At 37.8% G+C, this 26,188-nt stretch carries 25 protein-coding genes; 15 read left to right on the forward strand and 10 right to left on the reverse strand.

Annotated features, from left to right (window positions below):
- Positions 1-29 precede the first annotated feature (29 nt).
- A complete protein-coding gene (locus tag BMW42_RS10830; RefSeq protein ID WP_092767803.1) occupies positions 30-1,190 on the reverse strand; it encodes an iron-containing alcohol dehydrogenase in 1,161 nt (386 codons plus the stop codon).
- Positions 1,191-1,303: 113 nt separating this feature from the next.
- On the opposite strand from BMW42_RS10830, the gene BMW42_RS10835 reads away from it, so the two are divergent.
- Genes BMW42_RS10835 through BMW42_RS10850 form a run of 4 tightly spaced genes read left to right on the forward strand, consistent with a single transcriptional unit; the run spans position 1,304 to position 5,041 of the window.
- Positions 1,304-1,825 carry a low molecular weight protein-tyrosine-phosphatase gene (locus BMW42_RS10835; protein WP_092767805.1) on the forward strand — a complete coding sequence of 174 codons (522 nt, stop codon included), beginning with the start codon at positions 1,304-1,306 and terminating at the stop codon, positions 1,823-1,825.
- A gap of 12 nt (positions 1,826-1,837) precedes the next feature.
- A complete protein-coding gene (gene murB, locus BMW42_RS10840; protein ID WP_092767856.1) occupies positions 1,838-2,872 on the forward strand; it encodes a UDP-N-acetylmuramate dehydrogenase in 1,035 nt (344 codons plus the stop codon).
- Between the two features lie 10 nt (positions 2,873-2,882).
- Positions 2,883-4,013 (forward strand): YdcF family protein, encoded by a 1,131-nt coding sequence (locus tag BMW42_RS10845; protein ID WP_092767807.1) that lies wholly within the window; start codon positions 2,883-2,885, stop codon positions 4,011-4,013.
- Complete coding sequence (locus BMW42_RS10850; protein WP_035266046.1) at positions 4,013-5,041, forward strand: alpha/beta hydrolase; 1,029 nt, start codon at positions 4,013-4,015, stop codon at positions 5,039-5,041. Before BMW42_RS10845 ends, BMW42_RS10850 begins: the two co-directional genes overlap by 1 nt.
- 36 nt (positions 5,042-5,077) lie before the next feature.
- On the opposite strand, the gene BMW42_RS10855 is transcribed toward BMW42_RS10850, so the two are convergent.
- The 4 genes from BMW42_RS10855 to BMW42_RS10880 all read right to left on the reverse strand — a co-directional run bounded on the left by BMW42_RS10855 (position 5,078) and on the right by BMW42_RS10880 (position 10,196).
- On the reverse strand, positions 5,078-6,748 hold the full coding sequence (locus tag BMW42_RS10855) for an FMN-binding glutamate synthase family protein (protein WP_092767809.1): 1,671 nt from the start codon (positions 6,746-6,748) through the stop codon (positions 5,078-5,080).
- Positions 6,749-6,858: 110 nt separating this feature from the next.
- Positions 6,859-8,025 carry a ribosomal protein uL16 3-hydroxylase gene (locus BMW42_RS10860; RefSeq protein WP_092767811.1) on the reverse strand — a complete coding sequence of 389 codons (1,167 nt, stop codon included), beginning with the start codon at positions 8,023-8,025 and terminating at the stop codon, positions 6,859-6,861.
- Between the two features lie 1,176 nt (positions 8,026-9,201).
- Entirely contained in the window at positions 9,202-9,813 is a 612-nt protein-coding gene (locus BMW42_RS10875) for a Maf family protein (protein WP_092767817.1), read from the reverse strand.
- Positions 9,813-10,196 (reverse strand): DUF2237 family protein, encoded by a 384-nt coding sequence (locus BMW42_RS10880; RefSeq protein ID WP_035269188.1) that lies wholly within the window; start codon positions 10,194-10,196, stop codon positions 9,813-9,815. Before BMW42_RS10880 ends, BMW42_RS10875 begins: the two co-directional genes overlap by 1 nt.
- 138 nt (positions 10,197-10,334) lie before the next feature.
- On the opposite strand from BMW42_RS10880, the gene BMW42_RS10885 reads away from it, so the two are divergent.
- The 4 genes from BMW42_RS10885 (at position 10,335) to BMW42_RS10900 (ending at position 13,987) form a co-directional block, all read left to right on the forward strand.
- Positions 10,335-11,522 carry a phosphoglycerate kinase gene (locus tag BMW42_RS10885; RefSeq protein ID WP_092767819.1) on the forward strand — a complete coding sequence of 396 codons (1,188 nt, stop codon included), beginning with the start codon at positions 10,335-10,337 and terminating at the stop codon, positions 11,520-11,522.
- Between the two features lie 120 nt (positions 11,523-11,642).
- Positions 11,643-11,891: a hypothetical protein gene (locus tag BMW42_RS10890; protein WP_035269170.1), complete on the forward strand. Its 249-nt coding sequence runs from the start codon at positions 11,643-11,645 to the stop codon at positions 11,889-11,891.
- Positions 11,892-12,023: 132 nt separating this feature from the next.
- Complete coding sequence (gene fba / locus BMW42_RS10895; RefSeq protein WP_035269168.1) at positions 12,024-13,061, forward strand: class II fructose-bisphosphate aldolase; 1,038 nt, start codon at positions 12,024-12,026, stop codon at positions 13,059-13,061.
- A gap of 77 nt (positions 13,062-13,138) precedes the next feature.
- On the forward strand, positions 13,139-13,987 hold the full coding sequence (locus BMW42_RS10900; protein ID WP_092767820.1) for a DMT family transporter: 849 nt from the start codon (positions 13,139-13,141) through the stop codon (positions 13,985-13,987).
- A gap of 23 nt (positions 13,988-14,010) precedes the next feature.
- Here BMW42_RS10900 and BMW42_RS10905 read toward each other — a convergent pair whose 3' ends face one another.
- A complete protein-coding gene (locus tag BMW42_RS10905) occupies positions 14,011-14,664 on the reverse strand; it encodes an A1S_1983 family putative colistin resistance protein (RefSeq protein ID WP_092767858.1) in 654 nt (217 codons plus the stop codon).
- A 98-nt stretch (positions 14,665-14,762) separates the two neighbouring features.
- On the opposite strand from BMW42_RS10905, the gene ispF reads away from it, so the two are divergent.
- Positions 14,763-15,248, forward strand: a complete 486-nt coding sequence (gene ispF / locus BMW42_RS10910) for a 2-C-methyl-D-erythritol 2,4-cyclodiphosphate synthase (RefSeq protein ID WP_092767822.1) — start codon at positions 14,763-14,765, stop codon at positions 15,246-15,248.
- A 10-nt stretch (positions 15,249-15,258) separates the two neighbouring features.
- Here ispF and BMW42_RS10915 read toward each other — a convergent pair whose 3' ends face one another.
- The 3 genes from BMW42_RS10915 to BMW42_RS10925 form a co-directional block, all read right to left on the reverse strand.
- On the reverse strand, positions 15,259-15,783 hold the full coding sequence (locus BMW42_RS10915) for a phosphatase domain-containing putative toxin (RefSeq protein WP_092767824.1): 525 nt from the start codon (positions 15,781-15,783) through the stop codon (positions 15,259-15,261).
- 48 nt (positions 15,784-15,831) lie between these two features.
- On the reverse strand, positions 15,832-16,923 hold the full coding sequence (locus BMW42_RS10920) for a 3-deoxy-7-phosphoheptulonate synthase (RefSeq protein WP_051586615.1): 1,092 nt from the start codon (positions 16,921-16,923) through the stop codon (positions 15,832-15,834).
- Between the two features lie 261 nt (positions 16,924-17,184).
- Positions 17,185-18,060, reverse strand: a complete 876-nt coding sequence (locus tag BMW42_RS10925; RefSeq protein ID WP_092767826.1) for a sulfite exporter TauE/SafE family protein — start codon at positions 18,058-18,060, stop codon at positions 17,185-17,187.
- A gap of 186 nt (positions 18,061-18,246) precedes the next feature.
- On the opposite strand from BMW42_RS10925, the gene lpxB reads away from it, so the two are divergent.
- Positions 18,247-19,416: a lipid-A-disaccharide synthase gene (gene lpxB, locus BMW42_RS10930; RefSeq protein WP_092767860.1), complete on the forward strand. Its 1,170-nt coding sequence runs from the start codon at positions 18,247-18,249 to the stop codon at positions 19,414-19,416.
- Positions 19,417-19,451: 35 nt separating this feature from the next.
- Here the strand turns inward: lpxB and BMW42_RS10935 are convergent, their stop codons facing one another.
- The gene (locus BMW42_RS10935) at positions 19,452-20,327 is read right to left on the reverse strand and encodes a DUF2797 domain-containing protein (RefSeq protein WP_092767828.1); all 876 of its coding nucleotides are present in this window, start codon (positions 20,325-20,327) and stop codon (positions 19,452-19,454) included.
- Between the two features lie 31 nt (positions 20,328-20,358).
- Here BMW42_RS10935 and BMW42_RS10940 point away from each other — a divergent pair, with 31 nt between their 5' ends.
- The 5 genes from BMW42_RS10940 to BMW42_RS10960 all read left to right on the forward strand — a co-directional run bounded on the left by BMW42_RS10940 (position 20,359) and on the right by BMW42_RS10960 (position 25,720).
- Entirely contained in the window at positions 20,359-20,826 is a 468-nt protein-coding gene (locus BMW42_RS10940; protein ID WP_092767830.1) for a DUF6231 family protein, read from the forward strand.
- Positions 20,827-20,927: 101 nt separating this feature from the next.
- Positions 20,928-21,542, forward strand: a complete 615-nt coding sequence (locus BMW42_RS10945; RefSeq protein ID WP_092767832.1) for a YidB family protein — start codon at positions 20,928-20,930, stop codon at positions 21,540-21,542.
- A 163-nt stretch (positions 21,543-21,705) separates the two neighbouring features.
- The gene (locus BMW42_RS10950; RefSeq protein ID WP_092767835.1) at positions 21,706-22,167 is read left to right on the forward strand and encodes a hypothetical protein; all 462 of its coding nucleotides are present in this window, start codon (positions 21,706-21,708) and stop codon (positions 22,165-22,167) included.
- Entirely contained in the window at positions 22,164-23,759 is a 1,596-nt protein-coding gene (locus tag BMW42_RS10955) for an FAD-dependent oxidoreductase (protein ID WP_092767838.1), read from the forward strand. The genes BMW42_RS10950 and BMW42_RS10955 overlap by 4 nt, the downstream gene beginning before the upstream one ends.
- Positions 23,760-23,842: 83 nt before the next feature.
- A complete protein-coding gene (locus tag BMW42_RS10960; RefSeq protein ID WP_092767840.1) occupies positions 23,843-25,720 on the forward strand; it encodes a 5'-nucleotidase C-terminal domain-containing protein in 1,878 nt (625 codons plus the stop codon).
- The last annotated feature ends 468 nt before the right edge of the window (positions 25,721-26,188 follow it).

Genomic DNA, 26,188 nt, shown 5'->3' on the forward strand with positions numbered 1-26,188 from the left:
CAGAAAGTTGATTAAAGATTTCGAGTCATTTAATGATAAATTGCTTGGTAGATGCTTAAAGCATCAGCATAGCTTAGAGCTCTAGGATTGTTTTGTAAGAGGCGCGTTTGTTGCATCGCATCATTAGCTAACATCTCTAAATCTGATTCTTGTACACCTAGCTCATTGAGTTTTAAGCTCAACCCACTCTGGCTAACATGCCTTTCCATATGATCAATAAATAAATCACATAAGCCATCAGTATTGCCTTTGCTATATGGGTCAATCCATTGCATCAGTTCAGCATAGTATTTCTTCGCTTGAGGTGCATTGAATTTCAGTGTTTCAACAAGCACGATTGCATTGGTATGACCATGCGATAAGTGATAATGCCCGCCCAAAGGATAGGCAAGCGCATGAACAGCTCCAACAGGAGCATTTGCAAATGCTTGTCCAGCCAACATAGAGCCTAAGAGCATTTTTTGGCGCGCTTCTAGGTTTTGGGGTTGCTCTAGAACAAGTTTTAAATTTTGATTCAATAAATCCAATGCTTGTTTAGCGAGCAAATCAGAATAGAAATTTTTCTTTAGTTTTGAGGTGTAGGCTTCAATTGCATGCACCATTGCATCAATTCCTGTTGCTGCAGTGATGTGAGCCGGAAGACCTTGAGTAAAAGTTGCATCTAAAATGGCAGTATCCGCATACAGAACGGGTGAAACAATTCCTGTTTTTGTTGTTTTGCCTGTAGTGACAATAGAGATTGGTGTAACTTCAGAACCCGTACCTGCAGTTGTAGGCACTAAGATAAGTGGTAATCGTGGCGATTGAGCTTGATTGACGCCATATAACTCAGAAATCGTTTGGGTTTGATTGGGGTGTGCAAGTACGGCAATAATTTTTGCCACGTCTAAGGAGCTACCACCGCCAAAACCAATGACTGCATCAATGTGTAAACGTTTTGCTTCATCTACTGCATTTAAGATGACTTCCTCAGGAGGGTCTGCAACGACATCGGAAAAAATACTGAACTCAGTCCCAGTAGCGTTGAAAATGTGAAGAATAGGTTGGTGGAGGTGATGATCAATCATTCCTTGATCTGTGACGAGAAGAACTTTATTAAATCGATGTTGTTTTAAAATTGAGCCAAGCTGTTGAATACTCCCTAAACCAGAAATAATATTCCCGACAGTTTGAAATTGAAATTGGCTCATCACACATCCTTTTTGCGCTTTAAATAAGATTATTGTTTTACAGTTCTATAGGATTCACTCCTTAAATAACTTAACATATGCACTGCGAAAGTATATGTATTTTTGAGGCGAAGATGACGACGAAAATGCCATACAAAATTTTATGTGTATGTTTAGGAAATATTTGTCGTTCCCCAACAGCAGAAGTGGTAATGAAACACTTTGCGGATTTAGAAAAATTAAATATTGAAGTTGATTCAGCTGGAACCAGTAACTACCACCCAAACAAAGCGCCTGATCATCGAAGTCAAAAGCACGCATTGAAACGAGGGTATGATTTATCTTCATTACGTGCGAGACAGATTCGTATTGAAGACTTTAAGGAATTTGATTTAATCTTGGCGATGGATCATGAAAATCTAGTCAATATTCAGAAACTGCAAGCTGAAGCAGCGCAAATATTTCAAAACCATGAACTGCGAGCAAAAATAGAGCTGATGAGTGCCAAGGATCATTCATATTTAAATCAACCAGTACCAGATCCTTACTATGGTGGAGATGATGGCTTTGAGTTGGTCTTAGATCAATGTGAGTCGAACAGTAAAGCATGGATTAGTTACTTAAAACCAATGTTGCAGCAGTCAAACGTTGAGTAAGATAAAAATATGATTGATATTCAAACTAATATACAACTCCAGTCTTTCAATACGTTGAATTTAAATGCTGTTGCATCTCATTATTGTATTGTGCGATCTCTTCAAGATTTGCGTGAAGCAATTGAATTTGCTGAGCAAGCTCAATTAAACATGATGATACTTTCAGGGGGGAGTAATATGTTGCTCCCTGAGCATCTAGATGCTTTAGTTGTTCAATTACATTTAAATGATCTTGTCCTGCTTGCTGAAGATGATACCAATGTAACAATTCGAGTAGGTGCTGGACGTCACTGGCATGAGTTCGTGCTATGGACAACAGAGCAAGGTTTCTATGGATTGCAAAATCTCGCATTGATTCCAGGGTGGGTGGGTGCTGCACCTGTTCAGAACATTGGTGCCTATGGCGTTGAAGTCGGTGAATTTATTGAATTTGTAGAGGCTTTTGATCGTACTAAAAATGAAATCGTTCAAATCCAAGCGAGTGATTGTCATTTTTCATATCGACACAGCATTTTTAAAGATCAGCCTGAGCGGTTTGTTATTACTGCGGTCATCTTTAAATTACTTAAACAGCCACAACTCAAAATGAATTATGGCGATTTAAAAGCTGCGATGGGCGATGACATTACACCATATAATTTACAGCAACAAGTGATCAAAATTCGTCAAAGTAAACTCCCAGATCCTGCAGAATATCCAAATGCAGGGAGCTTTTTTAAAAATCCGATTTTAATTAAAACGAAATTTGAGGAAGTTTTACAGCTTCATCCCACGATTCCACACTATCCTCAAGCAGATGGTTCTGTAAAAGTTGCAGCTGGTTGGTTGATTGACCAATCAGGCTGGAAAGGAAAAAAATTAGGAAAAGTGGGAATGTTTGATCGACAGGCTTTAGTTTTAGTCAATTACGCCGATGCATCTCTCACAGATGTGCAGGCAACCTATCGCTCTGTGCAGCAAGATGTGTTAAATAAGTTTGGTATTTTATTAGAACCTGAGCCTGTTTTGTTCGATCAAAAAGGTTCTATTCAATCTCATTTGGTTTAAAAAGGACAGTATGTCTAGAAAACATTGGATGGTGGCAACGGTGCGTATGATGGCGATCATATTCGCACTTTTGGGCTGTCTCATGGTTTTCTGGTATACACCATTTTATTCAGCACTTGTTGTTAAATCACTTCACGCATTTGTCCCTATCAAAGTTGACGAAATTGCGGCCAAGAGCCAGCAAATGGCAGCGTTAACTGATAAGGAGGATTTGGAGCCTGGTTCAAGGCTGTGGATTGCAAGACAAGCTTATCTCAAACTTATTGAAGAACAATTGAATGATCAAGGGGCTGAACAGCTTGCTGAAATTCAAACTCGCTATGTGTTATTAAAACAAAAAATTAAAGATGAATTGCTTACAGATATAAATACAAAGAACGAAACTAAAGAGGATGTTGTCTTCGCAATTGATCAGCCTGATTTAGCCAGTGATGTTGCTATAAGCCAAACTGATTCAACAAACTCATCCATTAATGAAGAAAAAAATCAGCGCTTGGCTTTAATGGAAAAATATGAATTTTTCCTTAGATATCATCCCTTAGAAGAAGATGAGGTTCAAACATTAGATCCGCAAATCTATAAAGATATCGCGTTGATTCAAAATGAAAATAAAACTTTATCAAATCAGAAAGATAAACCTTATGCGATAGTTGTGTTGGGTGGTGGGTTGACGCTAGGGGATAATAAAATTGATATCGTAGTTAATGATTACACACGCTCTAGACTAGAAAAAACACTTGAGATTGAGAAGCAAACGGATTTACCTATTGTGTTGAGTGGTGTTGAAGCACCGTACATGCAAGCATGGTTAGCATCGCGTGGGGTAGAAGCGAATCTATTAGAGCAACGCAGCATGAATACCTGTGAGAATACACGCTTTAGTTCATTATTATTACAAAAAAAAGGAGGAGCGCCGACAGTGATTCTGATTACCGATCGTTATCATATGACTCGTACACGACGTCTTTTTGCTTTGAACGGTATCAAGACAATTCCTGTTGAAGCGCCCATGCCTACAATGCTGACAACATGGCGTCCTAGCCAATTAAATTACGATCACAGTCGTCGTGCAAATTATGAATTACTTGCCACGATCAGAGATGTAATGTTTGGCTCTAGCGGTTGTCGGGAGGTGCCATAATGTCTGATATTCCATTTCTGAATCCAAATGTGTTGAAACAACTCGATTTACCCATTCCGAATCGAGAACAAACACCATTAAGGTTGGAACCTTTAAACTTAAATCGACCTTATTCACCTTCGAAAGAGATTCAAGCTTATCGTCATCTTTACGCACTTGATCGTCTTGAAGCGAATTATTGGCAGGGTTATATCAAAATGCCTTTGTTCAAACTTCATGTGCAGGTGTATCAACCTCGCATAGAGCAGGTGAAAGGTACTGTATTCTTATTGCATGGCTATTTGGAACACAGTGGGATTTACCAACCAATTATTGGTGAATTGCTGGATCAAGGGTTTAGTGTTTTGACCTATGATTTGCCAGGACATGGGTTAAGTGATGGCAATGCTGCCAGCATTCAGAACTTTGATCATTATCAGCAAGTACTCCATGCGGTTCACCAATATGTAAAACAAGCTGATCAATTGCCTAAACCATGGCTAGGTATTGGACAGAGTACTGGTGGTGCAATTTGGATGCATCATTTGTTGGAGTTTGCTGAACAACGTAAAAATCCAATTGTAGAACGTGTATTACTCTTGTCGCCATTAGTCAGACCTGCAAAAACAGCATGGTGGCATAATCCAGTAGGCTTGGGCATCATTCGCCGTATCAAACGTGAAGTTCCAAGACATTTTAAACGCAATAATCACAATCCTGAATTTTTAAGATTTGTACGTCTAAAAGATCCACTACAACCGCGCATGATGGGGATGGATTGGATATTAGCAATGTCAAAGTGGATGTTGGAAATGGAAAATCGACCTGCATGCCGAATTCCAGTTTGGCTCGCTCAAGGTGCCCAAGATCAAACTGTAGACTGGCGTTATAATATCGAATTTATACGCAGAAAGTTTCGCCTTCAGACCTTGCTCATGTTAGAGGAGGGATCTCATCAGTTGATCAATGAGCGTGCGGATATACGGGCAGCATTAACGGGTTTAATCCCAGCGTTCTTGCATGCTCAAAGTCACAAAGGATACTTTTAAAATAAAGGTGCTGATTTCAGCACCTTTTTGACGAAACTAGAATTTGCTGGCATCTGCCAAATTCCACATTCTGAAATAGAAATTTTCTTCATCTCTATCTTTACAGTTTAATAATTGACCTGATTCTAACCAAAAATGTAATTGAGCATAATTTTTGATTTCACGATCATTTATACGTTGCGCGAGATGATGAGCTTTAATTTCGCTCGGATGATTTAAACCTGCAGCTGCTATCATTTCCGCCAGTGCATGCAATGTATTTTTGTGGAAATTATAAACACGTTCTGCTTTCGTTGGTACATGGACTGCTTTTTGGCGCTCAGCATCTTGTGTTGCTACCCCAACTGGACACTGATTGGTATGGCAACTTTGAGCTTGGATACAACCGACAGCAAACATAAATCCACGAGCTGAATTCACCCAATCTGCACCTAAGGCAAAGGTACTCGCAATATCAAAAGCACTGATGATTTTACCACTTGCGCCAATTTTTACTTTATCTCTTAATCCTGCACCTACTAAGGTATTGTGTGCAAATAAGAGCGCTTCACGCAGTGGCGTTCCGATATTATCGCTAAATTCAATCGGTGCAGCACCGGTTCCACCTTCTGATCCATCTACGACGATAAAATCAGGAACAATATTGGTTTCAAGCATCGCTTTGACAATACTCATAAATTGCCAAGGCTGTCCGATACATAATTTGAATCCAACAGGTTTACCACCTGATAGTTCACGTAACTTTTGAATAAAATGCATCATTTCAATCGGTGTATTAAAGCTAGGGTGGCTTGGCGGGGAAATACAATCGCGATCACGAGGAACACCACGAATTTTCGAAATTTCTTCTGTAATCTTATGTTTGGGTAAAATACCGCCGTGACCTGGTTTTGCACCTTGAGAGAGTTTTAGCTCAATCATTTTGATATTGGGATGTTTGGCTTGAGCTTTAAATTTTTCAGGATCAAATAGACCGTCTTCAGTTCGACAACCAAAATATCCACTGGCGATTTGCCAAACAATATCTCCATTATTTTCAAGATGGTAGGGGCTTAGGCTTCCTTCGCCAGTATCATGATAGAACTGACCCATGTGGGCACCGAGATTAAGTGCGCGTATTGCATTAGCACTTAAACTCCCAAAACTCATTGCTGAGATATTCATGATTGATGCACTATAAGGTTGAGCGCACTGATCATTACCCACTTTAATACGGAAGGTGCTGGTATCAGCTGGGAGTTTCGGTGCAAGAGAGTGAGTAATGAAACGATAGTCATCTTGATATACATCAATAATTGAACCAAAAGGCTTATCAGCATTTTCATTCTTTGCACGCTGATAAACTAAGCTTCGTTGCATTCTTGAAAAGGGTAAAGCGTCTTGGTCTGATTCAATAAAATATTGACGAATTTCGGGTCTGAAATCTTCAAATAAGAAGCGAAAATGCCCCATGATTGGGTAGTTCTTTAAAATCGAATGTTTATTTTGAAGTACATCATATAGGCCTAAGATACTGAGTAAACTGGTCAGTAGCCAAATAATATTAATGACACTGTCGGATAGAAAATAATAAATATAATGGGGGCTGTAAAATAGCCTAAGCCATGTAATACTCAGGGCGATGATAATACATGCGAACCATACAGAATGTCTTGAAAAAAAAGTGTTCAGTAATTTATGTCTTATTGCTTGAGCAGGACTTGCCATTTTTATTTTCCATCGTTCTTTACTGCAATTACCATACGAACTTCTATGGAATCAGACAAGTAGTGAATTGTTAGCTTACAGCTGTAAGCTAACAATTTATATTTATGGGTTTAGTTTTCTTCCGAAGGAAGCAACATAATGATCGAATTATTCAAGAGTTCCGCGAGATCTTCAAGAATGTGTTGATCATATAAATTTTCATCCAAAGCGATCATTTCACCATCAGCGATACGTTTTAAATGGGGTTTAAATTCTTCGGAGATGCATAAGCGTTCTCCATTTGCCCAAAAGTTAAGTTCATCATTGAAGTTGCTATACAGCAAACGTGAAGCAGGTTCGATGTTTAATAAATAACCTTCTTCAAGTGCTTCTTCTAAATCACCTGTTCCAATTTCGTCATTTTCTGGAATATTGTTAGGATAACCAGGTTGCGAAGCGAGACACATGATGGCTTCATTTAGCATCTCAGGATTTTGCAGTTGAGCTAAAAGTTGTTCGCGCAAATAGCTAAGCTCATGATCTGAAATTTCGCCGACAGCAGTGCAGACAGAGCGTGTGATATCTAATAATGGTTTTTTCAGTTGCTCTTGTTCTGAAAAATAATCACCAAGACTATCCATCATGTCTGAGATATTTGGCATGCGGAAACCGAAAGAATAGGTTAAACACTCATCTTCAGCTACGCCATAATGAGAAAGACCAGGTGGGACATATAGTAAATCTCCTGGCGCCAAAACTTCATCAAAATGAACTTCCATTTCTTGCAAAAGTTTTAAAGGCTGACCTGCAACGAGTGCTGTCTGTTCATCACACATTTGGCCTAATTGCCAACGGCGATGTCCGTAACCTTGAACTAAAAATACATCATAAAAATCGAAGTGTTTACCGACAGAACCACCTTGTGGTGCGTAAGACACCATAATATCTTCACGACGCCATTGAGGAATAAAAGGAAATTTTTTCCATAACTCAGCAAGATCAAACGAATAGTGATCGACCGCTTGAACGAGTAGTGTCCATAATTTTGGCATTTTTTGGAAGTCTGCTTTGAGCAGTGGCGATGACTTCACATTCCATTGATTAGGGTCACGATCTTTTTGTTTGATCAAACGTGCAGTCACGTTTTCATCGAGTGCAAGCTCCATAACATCATTGGGTTCAAGTAAACCCACAATTTCAGGAACTGCATTACGAACGAGGAGCGGTTTTTTTTGCCAATATTCCGTAAGGAATTGTTCAGCGCTAATACCGCCGAGAACGTCTAAAGTTTGGGACATAATAAGGACTACAATTTAGTTTGGCTTATTGTCCCTTGAACGATGCAAGTTCTGCAAGTGACACGGCTTTAAAAGCGCATGTTTTCTTGCTTATGGATGATACAAATGAATATGAAAAAAAATGAATATAGCTGTTTTAAAGAAATAATTAATTTACACTTTGAGGGAATTTCATATCGTATAAAAGCCATTATGTTAAATGAGGCAGATTTATTGAATCAAATATTAACTAAACTAATCATCATCAAAAGGGCTTTCAACTCCAAAACTATTTATACAGGCTTTGGATGCATATATAAGCCCACCTCGTGAAGAATGAATGCTGACCAAGAAGTCTTTTGTTTCGAAAATTTCAGGAGGGGGTATAAGGTATATTTTTTTTTGAACTACAAATCTGTAGACTAAGTTAAGTAAAAAAGTGCGCTAGATGAGTCTAATAGATTTTTTAAGTTCGCGAGATTTCTATTAATTTCACGATCATGCTTAATTTTATTATGGTGATTCCACCATAAAATTGTTTCATCGCTATCTATCTTATCAAATGGAGTGAATTTTAAAGATGTATATTTAATTATTACGTCAGACTTTAAGAGAGATAGACTTTGTAGTTGTGTTTCATCTTTATAGTATTCACGAAAATCTCTAAAGTTGAATGAATTACCAATATTAGATGTACAAGCTTTAAAAAATTGCTTCAATTTCTGAACAAATTGTAAGATACAAATTCATTATTTCTATAGAAAAAGTTTCATTGTTTCTAATGTCAAAATCTACGTGAGTACTAAATTCTTTTAGTTTTTTTCTATATGTAGAAATCTATTCCAGAAGTTATCATGCATATGTATCCCCCTAAAGATAGTATCCAAAATTGAAAAAAACTTAAACTAAGATAATGGATGTTATACAAAGTTTCTTAACTTGTTCATGTAATTCATATTCATAACTTGAAATGAACAACCCAAATATGATCATTTGAACTTTTTTACAACTTCTATGTTTTGAGATCGCTTATCGATCAATTTTCCACAGCTTTGTGTAGATAAATTAATTTAGCTCAGTTGTAATTATTTGAGCTAAAAATAGGGTATTTATTTCATTCATCAGTTGCTAGTAACAAATAATTCCAAAAAAAAACCGAGTTATTGAACTCGGTCTTATTGATTAATAAGCAACGTATCAAGGCACTAGAATTTTCAATTCACGTAAAATTTTACACAATTGAATCATCGGCATGCCCATCAACGTGGTTTGGTCTTGCCCAATCATTTCTTCAAATAAGCTGATGCCCAAACTTTCGCATTTGAAACTTCCAGCACACTGTAAAGGTTGTTCAAGTGCGACATAACGCTGAATTTCTTCCAGATTCAAATGCCTAAATTTGACCTTATAATGTTCAACAATGGTTTCTTCAAACCCAGATGAAGCGTGTTGAACACTCAATGCAGTACTGAAATAAACAATTTTTCCTGAATTTGCTTGAAGCTGTTTGATTGCTTTTTCAGGAGATAAAGGTTTTCCAATAAATATGTCAGGTGCGCCTTCACGCCAAGCTACCTGATCAGAACCAATAACGATCGCATCTGGATATTTCTCAGCAAAATATTTTGCTTTTTCATATGCGAGTCGATAGGCAAGATCATCGGCATGGCTTTCCCCACGCGGAGTTTCATCGATATCGGGTGATATTTGTTCAAAATCGATATGTAATCGATTAAGTAGTTCCTTACGTGTTTGACTGCCAGAAGCTAAAATAATTCTTGCTGACGTTGAAGCAACATGATGATTCATTACACTGAGAATTCCATTAAAATGTCGATCGGGACATAAGCAAGTACTGATTGATGACAAGCCTGAAGTTTTAAATTCGGTGCCATATCATTCTGATAAGCTTCAACCCAGCGCGTCACACAAATACACCAGAAATCACCAGGTTTTAAACCGGGAAAACCAACTTCGGGTAGTGGTGTTGTCAAATCATTCCCAATTCGTTGCGAGAAACTTAAGAATTCAGACGTCATTTCGGCACAGACTGTATGTTGACCTAAATCAGAGGGTGCAGTGTGGCAAAAACCATTTCTGAAATATCCTGTGATAGGATCAAAACAACAACTGGCGAGTGGTTCGCCGAAAACATTTAAACGATTAATACTTGGATCTGGATGGATAGACATAGCAACACTTTGTGGTTCGACTCCATCTATCATAATCAAATCTAAAGATTTCTACAGCTTTTCTGAAATTTTACTCACCTTTTTTAGCATAATCATTTAGAATCTATGCGGTTTTGATATCTATAAAGTGAGCTATACATGAACTTTCAGCGTATGACTGACCTCGATTTAGCAGGTAAACGTGTTCTGATCCGTGAAGACTTAAACGTTCCTGTTAAAAATGGTGTGATTACGAGTGATGCACGTTTACGCGCTGCATTACCAACAATTAAAGCCGCTCTTGAAAAAGGCGCAGCAGTAATGGTTTATTCTCACCTTGGTCGTCCAGTTGAAGGTGAGCCTAAAGCTGAACAATCACTTGCACCTGTTGCTGCCTACTTAACTGAAGCATTGGGTCAAGAAGTTAAATTACTCACTGAATATTTGGATGGTGTTGAAGTTGCACCAGGCCAAGTTGTGTTACTCGAAAACTGTCGCTTTAACACAGGCGAAAAGAAAAATAATCCAGAGTTGGCAGCAAAATATGCAGCACTTTGTGATGTGTTTGTGATGGATGCATTTGGTACTGCACATCGTGCAGAAGCATCAACAGAAGGTGTGGCTCGTCTTGCTAAAGTTGCAGCAGCAGGTCCATTACTTGCCGCTGAATTAGATGCACTTGGTCGTGCGCTTCAGACGCCTGAAAAACCAATGGTTGCTATTGTAGCGGGTTCAAAAGTATCGACTAAACTAGATGTTTTAACATCGTTATCAGTTATTTGTGATCAGCTCATTGTCGGTGGTGGTATAGCGAATACATTCTTAGCAGCTGCGGGCTATAACGTTGGTAAATCACTTTGTGAAAATGACTTAATCGATACAGCTAAAGCAATTGCTGCGAAAGTATCGGTTCCATTGCCAACAGATGTTGTTGTTGCTGACGCATCAGAAATTAACTTTGATGACTTCCTTGGCTCATTAGCGGCAGCAAAAGCCGTAGTGAAAAAAGTTGAAGATGTTGCTGACAATGACATGATTCTTGATGTTGGTCCAGAAACAGCTCAAGCATTTGCTGAAATTTTAAAAACTTCAAAAACAATTCTTTGGAATGGTCCAGTAGGCGTATTTGAGGTTGATCAATTTGGTGAGGGCACGAAAGCGCTATCTTTAGCGATTGCAGAATCTGAAGGTTTCTCTATCGCCGGTGGTGGTGATACTTTAGCTGCGATTGATAAGTATGCAGTGGCTGACAAAATTGGTTATATCTCAACGGGTGGTGGTGCTTTCCTTGAATTTGTAGAAGGCAAGACATTACCAGCAGTCGCTGTTCTACTTGAACGCGCTTAATTGGATTTAAGAAAAAAGACCTTCTAAGAAGGTCTTTTTTTATGACTAATTTTCGTCATGAAAATGAAATAATTTTGAAATATTATGATCATAATCTGATTTATCATGCGGAATAACATCATGAAATTACAATTAGGCGTAATTGCACTATTGGCTGCTACTCTTGCTATGACGGCTTGTTCTAAACAAGAAAGTGCACCAGCTGCAGATCAAACATCAACATCAGAAGTTGCTGTTGAAGCATCAGATATTAGTGCTGAACAACAAGCGGCTATCGATGCTATTGATCAGCCATTACAAGATGAAAATAATACTGATGTTCCTGAAGAAGTTGCAAATGCACCTGCTGATCAAGCAACGGCGGAGTGATTTCGTACATCAATCAGTACTAAATCGAAAATCTCCCTGCAATTGCAGGGATTTTTTATGAAATACTGTCAATTGTTGCTGAATTGAAACACAGGTCAGGTTAGAATATGGAGCATTACCTGGGAGGAAATTATGGCTCTTATTTCAATGCGCCAGCTCTTGGATCACGCCGCAGAACATAGTTACGGCGTACCAGCGTTTAACGTAAACAACTTAGAACAAATGCGCGCGATTATGTTAGCCGCAGATGAAACAAATTCACCTGTTATTGTTCAAGCATCTGCTGGTGCTCGTAAATATGCTGGTGCTCCATTCTTACGCCATCTTATTTTGGCTGCAATCGAAGAATGGCCACACATTCCAGTTGTGATGCACCAAGACCATGGTACTGATCCTGACGTTTGCCAACGCTCAATCCAATTAGGCTTTTCATCAGTAATGATGGATGGTTCATTAGGTGCAGATGGTAAAACACCAACAACTTATGATTACAACGTAGATGTAACTCGTCGTGTTGTTCAAATGGCACATGCGTGTGGTGTATCTGTAGAAGGTGAGATTGGTTGCCTAGGTAGCCTTGAAACTGGTCTGGCTGGTGAAGAGGATGGTGTTGGCGCTGAAGGTGTTCTAGATCATTCACAACTGCTTACTTCGGTTGAAGAGGCGACTCAATTTGTCGCTGATACTAACGTTGATGCCTTAGCAATTGCAGTTGGTACTTCACACGGCGCTTATAAATTTACGCGTCCACCTACAGGTGATATTTTAGCGATCGATCGTATTAAAGAGATCCACGCTGCACTTCCAAATACTCATCTTGTAATGCATGGTTCAAGTTCAGTTCCACAAGAATGGTTAGCGATTATTAACCAATACGGTGGTGACATCAAAGAAACTTATGGTGTTCCTGTTGAGCAGTTGGTTGAAGCAATTAAACACGGTGTACGTAAAATCAATATCGACACTGACTTACGTTTAGCTTCAACAGGTGCTATGCGTCGTATGATGGCTGAAAAACCAAGCGAATTTGATCCACGTAAATTCTTTGCTCAAACTGTTGAAGCAATGAAGCAAATCTGTGTAGATCGTTATACTGCATTTGGTACAGCAGGTCATGCTGACAAGATTCGCCCTATTTCTTTAGAGAAAATGGTAGATCGTTATAAATAATTAATAAAATTATTTATAATTTTAAAAGCCCACAGTGATTGTGGGCTTTTTCTTGAATAAAAAAACAAGAGCAAATTATGGAACTGATTTTTTCAGCAGCTTTGTGCAGCGTACTAGTATCGATTTTATTGAAGTTTAGTAAGTCTCGTGGATTTGATGTCATGCAAATGATTGCATGGAATTATGCTATCGCCACGATACTCTGTTTTTTTTGGTTTAAGCCAGACCTCAACCAAATATCATTAACCTCCACACCTTGGTGGCTTATTGGGTTGTTGGGGATAGCATTACCCTCAATATTCTTGCTGCTCTCCAAATCACTTGATCAAGCTGGAATTATCAGAACTGAAATCGCGCAAAGATTATCCGTTGTTCTTTCATTGTTGGCAGCCTATTTTCTTTTCCAAGAAAAATTTAGCACCCTGAAATTGATTGGTATTGCATTGGGTTTGAGTGCAATTGTTTTGATCATTTTTTCTAAAACATCGAAACCAACATTGCAAACAAAAAAAGCAGGAATGTATTTGCTCGCAGTTTGGCTTGGCTATGCACTCGTAGATGTTCTGTTAAAATACAGTACAAGTTTAGGGTTAAAATTTGCAGTCAGTTTAAACTTGATGTTTGTGTTTGCTTTCATTATTTCCATGGGATATTTGTCCCTGCGTCAAACATCATGGACAGTGCAAAATTTTCTTGCTGGACTAAGTTTAGGTGTATTGAATTTTGCCAATATTGCACTTTATGTGAAAGCACATATGTTGTTAAAGGATTCACCTGCAATCGTATTCGCTGGTATGAATATTCTAGTCGTAGTGTTAGGTGTGATCGCAGGTATATTAGTTTTTAAAGAAAAAATAACCCTAAAAAACAGCTTAGGTATTCTGTTAGCGATCACAGGAGTGTTGTGTTTAGCATTCGCAATTTAACTGTGAACTTGCATACACTCTGTTTAATCATATAGTCGATAGATTCCACTAAAGCGCTCACAGCCTGTTTGCTCAGTTGAGACAATCAGTAATGATTTTTGATATTTGAGTTTGTAATGACAATCATGCTCATTATCAGTAATTTCGTGTTTGCTTTGAGTGGTTGTATAAGCCAATAATGGGATGGTCTGGGTTTCTAGGCGATTATTAGGGCTACGATAAGCAATACCTTCAATTTTGACGCGATCCTTGCTTAATTGATGAATCTTAAGGTGTACAGGTTGCGCTGCAATTTTACCTTGTTCAAACTTGATGTAATGCTGAGTAAGCGTTTGATTCATTGACATGTAAAAGTTTAAATCATCAATGCGTTGATTGATTTGTAATGACACACAATTTTTATTTTTACACTGCTGCAGTCGATTCAGCCAAAGCTGTTGTGTATCTTGAATTAATCGAGTTGGTGCATCGGTAACTAAGTAGGATGTTAAAAAGCGTTCATTCAATTCATCTCTCAAAGATGAAAAATCAACAGCACAAATCATGGAATTTTTAAAACTTGATTGAGGCTTATCGCATTGAATAAGTTGTGCCTGTGCGACAGAAACACTGCTTAATCCAATGAAAAAGATAGAAATTAAAGGTTTCATCCAACTTGATACGCTTTTTGACAACATCATCGCTTATACTTTCAAATGTTTGCGCATCTACTATAGCGAACAAGAATCAAAGAATACAAGATTTCATTTTCAAAAACTGTGTAAAGGAGTTCAATGTGAGCTTAGCTATTCGTATAGGTCAAGGTATTGATGTTCATGCTTTTGAGGAAGGCGATTATGTCACATTGGCTGGTATTCGTATTCCGCATACACATGGTTTGAAAGCACACTCTGATGGAGATGTAGTTTTACATGCACTTTGTGATGCATTGTTGGGTGCTTTAGCGCTCGGTGATATTGGACAGCACTTTCCAGATACTGATGAACAGTTCAAAGGCGCGGACAGTAAGGTTTTATTAAAGCATGTTTATCAGTTGATATTGGATCGTGGTTATCAACTGAATAACGCGGATATTACAGTGGCTTGTGAGCGTCCAAAATTAGCGAAACATAATTTAGATATGCGTCAAAGTATTGCAGATGTACTTGATGTGGATATCAATCAGATTAGTATTAAAGCCACTACCACTGAAAAATTAGGGTTTACTGGTCGTCAGGAAGGAATCCTGTCTACAGCGACCGTATTAATTAGTCATCAATGAGCAATTTCGATCATTCAAAGTTTTGCGCTTTCATCAAAGAGGCTTGCAGTTCTTGAGTAGCTTTACGTCCTTGCAACTGTAAGCCGACCGCGTGCATTAAGCCAGTCCAAGTGTTGTTGGGTTCCCATACTTGGTGTAATAGCTCATGTGCAGTAGGTAAATCCATATTCATATAATGTAGTCGGTACAGATAGATTAATGAACTACATTGATGATTTTCGGTGCAATGTATCCAGACCATTTTCTCTTTAACGAGATGATCGATCAGATCGAGTACAAATAAACATTGATCATCATGTGGAAATTCTGGATCAATAGGTACTTGGATGTAGTTAAGACCAATTTCAGCACTCAAGCGATCTTCATGATTTAAGTTCGGTGTAGCATCATTAAAAGCGAGATTAACGATGGTATCGATACCATAGGCTTTAATTGATTTAAGTTGTTCTTCGTTTGGCTGACCTGAGCTAAACAAATGCTCATGAACAAATTGAAAATGGGGGATTGAGCTTAGTTCTTTTTCGAGTTGATCCATGATTTAACCTTATAAAAAAACGCCATCGTGTGATGGCGTTTAATCTGATTAACGTTGTGGTAGAACGTCTTTCAAAGCTGCATCCATTTCCAACAAAACTTTTTCAGTTGTTTCCCAATCAATGCATCCATCTGTAACAGACTTACCATACTCTAAATCGCAAAGATTTGCAGGAATATCTTGGCGGCCACCTTTTAAATGACTTTCAACCATAATACCTACGATCGATTTATTGCCATCTAAAATTTGTTCAGTGATATTTTTTAGAACCAATGGCTGAAGGTATGGGTCTTTATTAGAATTGGCATGACTCGCATCAATCATGATCTTGTTGCTTACTTTTGCTTTCGCTAATGCATTTTCAGCTTCAGCTACAGAACCAGCATCATAATTCGGTTTGCCATTACCACCACGTAACACGACATGGGCATATTGGTTACCTTTAGTACGAATGACTGAAACTTGACCTTGGTCATTTAAGCCAAGGAAACTATGACCATGTTTTACAGATTGCATCGCATTGGTTGCAACAGTGAGACCGCCATCCGTACCATTTTTAAAGCCAACTGGAGATGATAAACCTGAAGACATCTCTCGGTGTGTTTGGCTCTCTGTTGTACGTGCACCTATTGCTGACCAAGAAATTAAGTCTTGGTAGTACTGTGGAGAGTTTGGATCAAGCGCTTCAGTTGCGCATGGCAGACCTTTCTCATTGAGTTCAAGCAATAATTTACGACCTAAACGTAAACCTTTTTCAATGTTGAAAGAGTCATTCATGTCAGGGTCATTAATTAAGCCTTTCCAACCCACTGTTGTACGAGGCTTCTCGAAATACACGCGCATGATGATATAAAGCGTGTCTTTCACTTTTTCGCTTAAGACTTTTAAACGATCAGCATAATCATGAGCTGCTGCAGGATCGTGAATAGAGCACGGTCCAATGACTACGAATAAACGTTTGTCGTTGCCATCTAAGATATTACGTACAGTTTCACGACCTTTTAGGACTGTTTGGTATGCATTATCAGTTAACGGTAATTCTGTTTTTAATTCAGCAGGAGTAACAAGAGGCTGAATGCTTTGTACATTCACGTCATCAATGTCGTTTTGGGTGATAGAATTTGACTGTAAAGTATTCATTGCCGTCACTGGTTCGTTTTTACAAGAAAATGTTCAATCTATTGAATATAGCATGATTCAGTAGATCATTTGTTATCAAAAAGTTGAATGGATTTAATAAAAAAAAGTAATGAAATTGTCTTTTTGGTATTAATCAGAGTTTCTACTTGTATTGTATAGAATGATTTAATTTTTGAAAATTATTAAATTGAATAAATCATTTAATTTCACCTCAGTGAATTATACAGCTTCACTGAGGTTACAGTTTGAACATGATATTAATTAAGACTGGACTTTAGTTGAGGTTTCAATAACTGCCTCAGGTGCGGTCACAGGTTTCGCTTTGACTGGATTAAGCATGAAGTTAACACCAATGGCAAATAAGGTGATGCCCAGTACCTTGCGAATAATTTTTTCAGGTAAATGGGAGCTCACCAGCGTACCAACGATGATTGCAGGAATCGATCCGACTAAAAGCCACATTAATAAATTGAAATCCACATTACCTGAATTCATATGCCCCATACCTGCAACGAGCGTCAGTAAAACTGCATGTACAACATCAGAACCAATAATTCTAATCATAGGTAAATTAGGGAACATGATGATCAGCGCCATAATGCCGAATGCACCTGCGCCAACTGAAGATAAGGTCACAAAAATACCCAGTACAATACCCATTAAAGCTATATATAAACGCTTCTGCTTTAATTTTTCTCGAGTTAATTCAACTTCCTGTTCAGTAACTTCTTTGGAAAATTTTTTGAAGAATTTTTCTACCTGTGTACGGAATACAATTGAAATACCAGTAATGGTCAGCATAAAGCCTAAAACCATCGTGAGAATGGCTTTGTAATGTGTGGATTGACTCAAATAGTTGTCTAAAACCCAAGTTGTGGCTAAAGAGGCTGGAATACTTCCGATCGCAAGCCAAATGACGATGGGCCAAACAATATTAAGCTTTTTTGCATGTACAAAAGAGCCGCAAAACTTAGAAATCGCGGCATAAAGTAGATCTGTACCAATTGCAATATGTGGTTCAATTTTAAATAAACCAATTAAGATAGGCGTCATAAGTGAGCCACCACCCACGCCAGTGACCCCTACACAGAAACCAACTAAAACACCTGCTAAAATATATTCAATAGAACCGTACATCGTTTGTGCTACTTATCAGAAAACCGGCATATCTTATGATTTTTGAATATAAGCTGTTGTCTTGATTATTCATTTACTTATTCAAAAATAAGATAAAGCATTACTAAGTTAAGATATTTCAAGAACTCAATCTGTTATGAGATGCTTATGTTAAGATACTTGTAGAGCATGAAAGAGGATATTCATTTGCAAAATCGAAAACTTAAAATTGGCATTGTGGTTGGTGAAGTTTCAGGTGATACCTTAGGCGCCAAATTAATACGTCGTTTTCGAGAGCAGGGAATTAATGCTGAATTTGAAGGAATTGGCGGTCCTCAAATGATTGCAGAGGGTTTTAAAAGCTATTATGCGATGGATATTCTATCGGTGATGGGAATTGTTGAAGTATTAAAAGATATTAAAAAACTTTTTGCGGTTCGAGATGGCTTGGTTGATCAATGGACTAAACAACCTGTTGATATTTTTATAGGGATAGACGCACCAGATTTTAACTTGCGCTTAGCAAAGAAAATAAAGCAAAAATCGTTGCCAATTAAGACTGTTCAATATGTGAGTCCTTCGGTTTGGGCATGGCGTCAAGGTCGTGTTCATGGTATCAAAGCCTCAATTGACTTGGTGCTTTGCCTATTCCCATTCGAAAAAACTTTTTATGATCGATTTAATGTGCCAGCGGTATTTGTTGGACATCCTCTCGCTAATCAATTACCGCTGGAAAATCCTATACTCGATGCAAAGCAGGCGCTTGGTTTAAATCCTGCACAAAAACATATCGCATTACTGCCTGGAAGTCGTCGTGGTGAAGTTGATAAGTTAGGGCCGCTTGTATTAGATGCAGCGAAGATTGTCCATCAAAAATATCCTGAGTATCAATTTTTAATTCCAGCCATCAATGAGGCTCGTAAACAACAAATTGAGCAGATCTTAATAGGTTACCCAGATAGACTCAGAGATAATATCAAGTTAATGGAAAATATTGATGCGGAATCTAAAATAGGTCGGATGGTCATGGATGCCAGTGATATTGTGGCGTTGGCATCGGGTACTGCAACACTTGAGGCGATGTTATTGCATCGTCCCATGGTGACTTTTTATAAACTAAATAGTTTGACCTACTGGATTGCGAAACTTTTAGTGAAAATTCCTTATTATTCTTTACCTAATATTATTGCAGGTAAAAAAGTAATTCAGGAGTTAATCCAGAATGATGCAACTCCAGAAAACTTAGCACATGAGATTGAGTTGTTGATGAATATCGAAAACTCAAAAATACAATCTATGCAATTGTTGACGATGCACAAGCAACTATTGTCGGATCAAAATGAAGATCCAGTGCACGCAATTCTATCTATCCTTTAAAAAAAGCCTCATATTGAGGCTTTATTGATTTAGCATTATGAATCAGCACGAATTTTTAATTCATAACCCGTATATTTGCGTATATTGATGACACCTGTGTCCATAATCAGATATTGTCCTTTGATACCGTGCAGTTTTCCACGTATGACTGGCGTTTTGTCTAAGTTATGCGATTTAATTTTTTCAGGATATTGATCGACAGGATAAATGAATTCACGAGGAAGTTCGTTTTCTAAAATTTCTACATTTTCATTGAAATCTAGGCTCATGCTGAACTCATCTCGAATGGTTTCAATTTGAGGTTCAAACTCCGTGAGCAATTCATCTCTGATCTCTAACAAATTTACCTTTTCCGCTTCACCTTTCAGCAATTTTCTCCAGTCTGTTTTATCAGCGACTTGCGTACCAAACATGACTTCAAGTTGTCCTGATAACCGACGAGAGCCCACTTTCATAATAGGTAAAGCTTGGGTAGCCCCTTGATCTAGCCAACGTGTTGGCATTTGACCTAAACGGGTAATGCCAACCTTTAATGCACTTGAATTGGCAAGATAGACAATATGGGGTTGAAAGCATACTTCTTGAGCAAAGCTTTCTTCACGACAAGTCCCTAAATGGTAATGGCATGTTTCTGGCTTCATAATACACATATCACAGGCTGCTTTCGTTTTCATGCATTTAAAGCAGTGACCTTGGGAGTATGATTTTGGTGTTTTATTCCCACAGGAAACACAGTAAATTTTGCCGGTCCATTCAATTTCAATTTCTTGACCTAAGTTGAACGGGAGATTGATTTCTGAACGATCTAAAATAAATTTATATTCAACATTTGCCTGTTGTGTTTGTTGTTCAGTTACACTTAGGTTGGTTAAACCAGCGTGCATTTTATGACAAATGCCCTGTAATTCCATGCTTTAATCTCACTCAAATAAGGTGCAGCTCATGGCTGAGAAAAATGTCATCACGTCAATGCTAGACGATTTATCTAAAGAACAGCCAATTCAAACTGCCGTATGTCTTGGTCAGGATCTCAGCCAAGACTATGCTCAAACAATCCAATGGAATCATTTTAACGTAACTGAATTTTTAATGCTTCCTTTTCAGCAACGCTATGATCTAGGTGTTGTGATTTTAAATAATGAACAGATGGATACACTATCAACCCATCATAAATCACAAATGCTGGTAAAACTGCGTGATTTAATGGCAAAAAGAATCGTCGTGTTGAGTCATATTGCAGATGAACAATTATTAAGAAGTCTGGGATTCACGCAGCTCATTGAGCAAAAAAATACAGAGCAAGATTTCGCCTTATGGCAATTCAATATTTTGAATTATAAGCATGTGCCAGATTGGTTTAATTCTAAGTTTTGGGCTAATCCAGAAAATTGGAATAAGTTTCGATGGTAATGGCAAACTTTGAGTTTATCAAAACACAACAATTTCAATGTACAAAGCCATGTTTTTAACGATATGCTGATCAATGAAAATAAGAATGTAAAGGTGTCTTGATGACAAATTTAAGTAATATTGTTGAAGTTTTAGCGAAACAGGCCTTAGGCGGTAATCCACAATCTAATCAATCGGGATTGGGTGGTGTACTTGGTTCGGTACTCGGGAGTTTAACGGGACAAAATAATCAGACCAATCAAAACCAACAACAAGGTGGATTGGGAGGGATTTTGGGATCTGTACTTGGTGGTTTATCGGGTAGTCAACCTGGTGGTGTAGGCAAATCATCAGGTCTAAACGCTCAAACCTTATTAATCGCAGTAGTTCCTTTAATTCTCAATTGGATTCAAAAAAATGGCGGTTTGCAAGGTGCACTTGATCAACTGAAAGGTCAGGGTCTGACGAGTCAAGTGGATGATTGGGTTTCAACTGGTCCTGGCGAAAATGCCAATGTCAGCACGCAACAGGTTCAAAATTTATTTGATCAGCAAGATGTAGAGCAAGTTGCACAAGAAGCGCAAGTTCCTAAACAGGATGTATACAGTGCGATTTCTTCAGTCTTACCACAAATTATTGATTCGCTTACACCTCAAGCAAATAAGACCGATCCACAAGAAGCGAATTCAGATATACAAAATGTGTTGAATCTTGTATCAGGATTTTTAAAGAAATAAAGTGAAATTAATTTGAGTTGAAAAGCCGAATGTATGTCACATCCGGCTTTTTTTATGCAATCGAGCAAAGTATGTAAGTGGAATAAAATTTAAACGATTGATATATTTCATAAAGAAGCATAGGACATGCTGAATAAAACAAAAATCATTGAGGGAGAAATTCATGATCCGTAAGGAGCATTTAATCACTGCTTCGTTGACCTCGATTAAGGCAACCTATCAACAACTGTCATCCGCGCCACTTGCCATGAGACAAGGAGAATATAAGGCTCAGTTTATTGGTCCTTGGTGGTTAAGAGTGTCTGCAGCACCGAGTTTATTTTTAAGTGGATTGGGGGGATGGTTTGGGAAAAAATTCATCAATCAAAATTTAGTCACTAATATTTTACTCAATCGCGGTCAGAGAAGTGAAAAGCTTCAAATGGAGTGTCTAGAAGAGGCGTCTTTGATTGATGGAAAACAAACGATCGCCTTGTATTATGGCAAGACAGCACCAATTCCATGGCGTTGGGTGGTTGATGAGTTAAGACAGCTTGATGAACATACGATGTTGTGTATGACTATCATTAATCTTCCTTTTTTAAAGCATTTTTCATTTCCATTTATTCTAAGTCGTGATGTATGAAATCAAAATTTGAATATGATGTCATTATTGTAGGTTCAGGCTTTGGTGGAAGTGTATCTGCGCTAAGATTGTCTGAGCTTGGATTAAAAGTAGCTGTGCTAGAGCAGGGAAGAAGGCTCACTGAAGATGATTTACATCGAGCAAGTCGGAGTTCTAAATACTTAAATTGGGCACCGACGTTAGGGATGAAGGGTTTTCTTGCACAAGACGTATTCCAACATATGGGTGTGGTTCGAGGGGTTGCCGTTGGTGGTGGCAGTGTTGTTTATGCTGCTGTGTTGTTAAAACCAGGTCAAAAGTTTTATCGTGATCCAACTTGGAGTCATTTGTCAGAAGACTGGGAGAGGGAATTACAACCGCACTATCAGATGGCTCAGTCCATGCTAGGTGTAAGTTTAAATCCATATAAAGGTCAGCAAGATGAGTGGTTAAAACAAACAGCAGAAAAAATGGGTTCTGGAGATAGTTTTGACACTGTACCACAGGGAATTTACTTTGGTGATCCTCATCAATGGGTGAGTGATCCACTTTTGAATGGTCAAGGTCCCGAACGAATAGGCTGTAATCAGTGCGGAAATTGTATAACGGGGTGTGCGCAGGGTGCGAAGAATAGTTTGGATAAAAACTATTTATATCTTGCAGAGAACAATGGAGTTGAGATTATTCCAGAAACCAAAGTAACTCATCTTTCACATGTTGATGGAAAATATATCATTCATACATATCAGTCATTTAACTCCAAAGAAAAACAAGATTACTCTGCGAAACAGGTCATTCTATCCGCAGGTGTTATAGGAACTGTTGAAATTTTGTTTGCTTCAAGAGATGTGTTTAAAACCTTACCGAATATTTCTGGTCAGTTAGGTGAACATATTCGAACCAATAGTGAGGCGATTGTTGCGATCTCTAATAATGATAAAACAATAGATTTAACGAGAGGGACGACCATTTCCAGTCATTTTCATGCAGATGACAAAACACATATTACTCAGAATCGATTTCCAGCAAGTTATGAGTTTATGAAGTTTTATATGGGACCACTGGTCAATGGCGATCAACCTGTAAAACGTGCACTCCATGTTTTAAAGCATTTTTTTCTGCACCCCTTTGTTTCAACTCGATCATGGCGTTCTAAAAACTGGCATAAACGTGTCACTGTATTAACCGTCATGCAACAGGCAGACAATCAAATACGATTTGTATATGGACGTACTGCACTCAGAGGTTTTAGGCGTTTTTTGAAAACGCAGGTTTCAGTTGGAGAAAGAGCGCCGTCTTTTATACCGTTAGCAAATGAAGCTGCAGAAAAATTTGCTGAAGTAAGTGGTGGTCAAGCACAGAATAATATATTGGAAAGTATGGGGCACTTATCTGTTACAGCGCATATATTGGGTGGTGTAGTTATGGCTGAGGATTCCTCTAAAGGTGTGATTGACTCTAATCATCAGGTTTTTGGCTATCAAGGCTTATATGTGGTTGATGGGAGTGCGATTCCTGTGAATGTTGGTGTTAATCCGAGTTTGACCATTACGGCATTAGCTGAGCGATTTGCAGAAAAATATAAAATTAGTCATTTCGATAAAGTGTCATAAATCTCGATAAAGTGTCATAAATCCACCATCATAATGTCATATCTTCGTTGAATACTCTTGGTTTAAAAAAAAGGAGTATTCAAATGAAGAACAAGATAAAAATAACAGGTCTTCTATTAACGACATCGTTATTGCTAAGTAGTTGTGGTGGAGATGACCAAAAATCTAATCCTAATATTACACAACCCTCAGAGTTGAAAATTCTTCATATTAATGACCATCACTCCCATTTAGATGGTGAAGAGCTTAGCTTTAATTTCGATTTAGGTCATGGTGAAGAACAACTAGTCGTTTCCCGTGGTGGATTTTCTCGTGTAGCAACATTTATGAATCTAATGGCAGAAAATCATCAGAATGTAGTGAAAATTCATGCTGGTGATGCGATAACAGGAGATTTGTATTACAACCTCTCAAATGGAAAAGCTGATGCTGAAATGATGAATACAGTGTGTTTTGATACTTTCACCTTGGGAAATCATGAATTTGATGCAAAAGATCAAGGCTTAAAAGATTTTATTGGTTTTTTAGACGAAGGACAGTGTAAAGAGCGAACAGAGATTCTTTCTGCAAATGTTGAATTTGGGGTGAGTTCACCTTTATATCAGACAGATCGGATTCAAAAATCTATTGTTCTTGAGCGGGATGGGGAAAAATATGGGGTTGTGGGGCTCACCATTGCATCAAAAACTAAAAACTCCTCTCAACCAAATCAAGACACATTATTCCGAGATGAAATTACAGTAGCTCAAAATGAGATTAATCAACTCAAAAAACAGGGAATTAAAAAAATTATTTTACAAACACATGTAGGCTATGAACTTGATCAAAAATTAGCACAAGAACTTACGGATGTGGATGTGATAATTGGAGGAGACTCTCACACATTGTTTGGACCTCATATATTAGAAAAGTATGGTATGTCTCCTGTCGCTACCTACCCATTACAATTGAAAAATAAAAATGGCGAATCTGTTTGTGTTGCTCAAGCATGGCAATACAGTTATGTGGTTGGTGAACTTAACGTAAAATTTAATGCAGATGGTGCGGTTCAAAGTTGTGTGGGTACACCGCATGTGTTAATTAGCGATGATTTTAAACGTAAGCAAAATAATGAAAGAGTCAGTGATCAAGAAAAAAAATATATAGAACATCAATTCGAAGAAGAACGAGCTCCTTTTTCTATTATTAAAGAAGATCAAAATATTTTGAGTGTCTTAGAGCGCTATAAGCAATCTAAAAAATTATTTGCAGTCAAAGTTGTTGGGCAGGCAGTTGATAATTTATGTTCAAGACGTGTGCCGGGAACTCAATTTGATCGCTCACGATCATCTTTAGGTGATGTGTGTAATTTGAATGCGCATGTCGATGTCCATGGTGGTGATATTCAACAAATGGTTGCCGAAGCATTTCTTAAACAAGGCAAAGAATATTTTAATGCTGATATTTCATTTCAAAATGCAGGTGGAGTAAGAGTTGATTTGGCGAAAGGAAATATCACTGTAGCAGATATCTTCCGAGTCTTACCTTTCAAAAATACGCTCGTTCAATTGAATATGACTGGTCAAGAAATTAAAGATACGCTTGAAGATGCCATTTCAGGCGTGATTGAACAAAAAAATACTGGAAGTTATCCGTATACGGCTGGATTAACTTGGCAAGTTGATATGACGCAGCCTATTGGAAAGCGTATTACAAATATTCAAGTCAGAAATGGGTTTGACCAGCTTGTGCCATTAGATTTAAATCAGTTATATAAAATTGTAACCATCAATTTTTTAGCTGATGGTGCTGATTACTATCATACATTGAAAAAAATTACAGGTGAGCGTCGAATAGAAGTTGGATTGGACTATGCAGAAGCATTCTTAAATTACTTAAATTCAATAGATGGTCATCAAAAAATAAAAACAATTCGAAAATTACCTACTTCATATTATAGTACTCAAAAATACATAGAATAAGATTTAGAGCTTTTTGATCTGAAAAACCTCAATTTAATTGGGGTTTTTTAATTTAATTAATCGTTTTTGTGTATTTTTTAGTGTAAAAAACATAAATTTGCTTAAAAAACAAACATGCATGAGTTTTTGTTTAAATAAGGGGTTGCAAGGGAAGAAAAAATCTATAGAATGCACCCCATACCGACGAGATACACGGAAACGAACGAAGCAGGTTGCTGAGTTGTTAAGTGTTTCGAGTCCAGCTTCTAGCATTGACGAGATGTTAGAAAGATCATTAAGAGATTATGAAGAACAACTTGTGTGGATTTTTACTGGTTGATTGATCGATATATATTATCATTGATTGATGGTAGAAATTTCTCGAAGTTTATTTGAGCAAATTTTTTGTCAGTAATTGATGAGCCAAGATTGGTACACTATATGTACTATTGATTTTAAACTGAAGAGTTTGATCATGGCTCAGATTGA

It is taken from the genome of Acinetobacter sp. DSM 11652, assembly GCF_900109815.1.
GTDB lineage: Bacteria > Pseudomonadota > Gammaproteobacteria > Pseudomonadales > Moraxellaceae > Acinetobacter.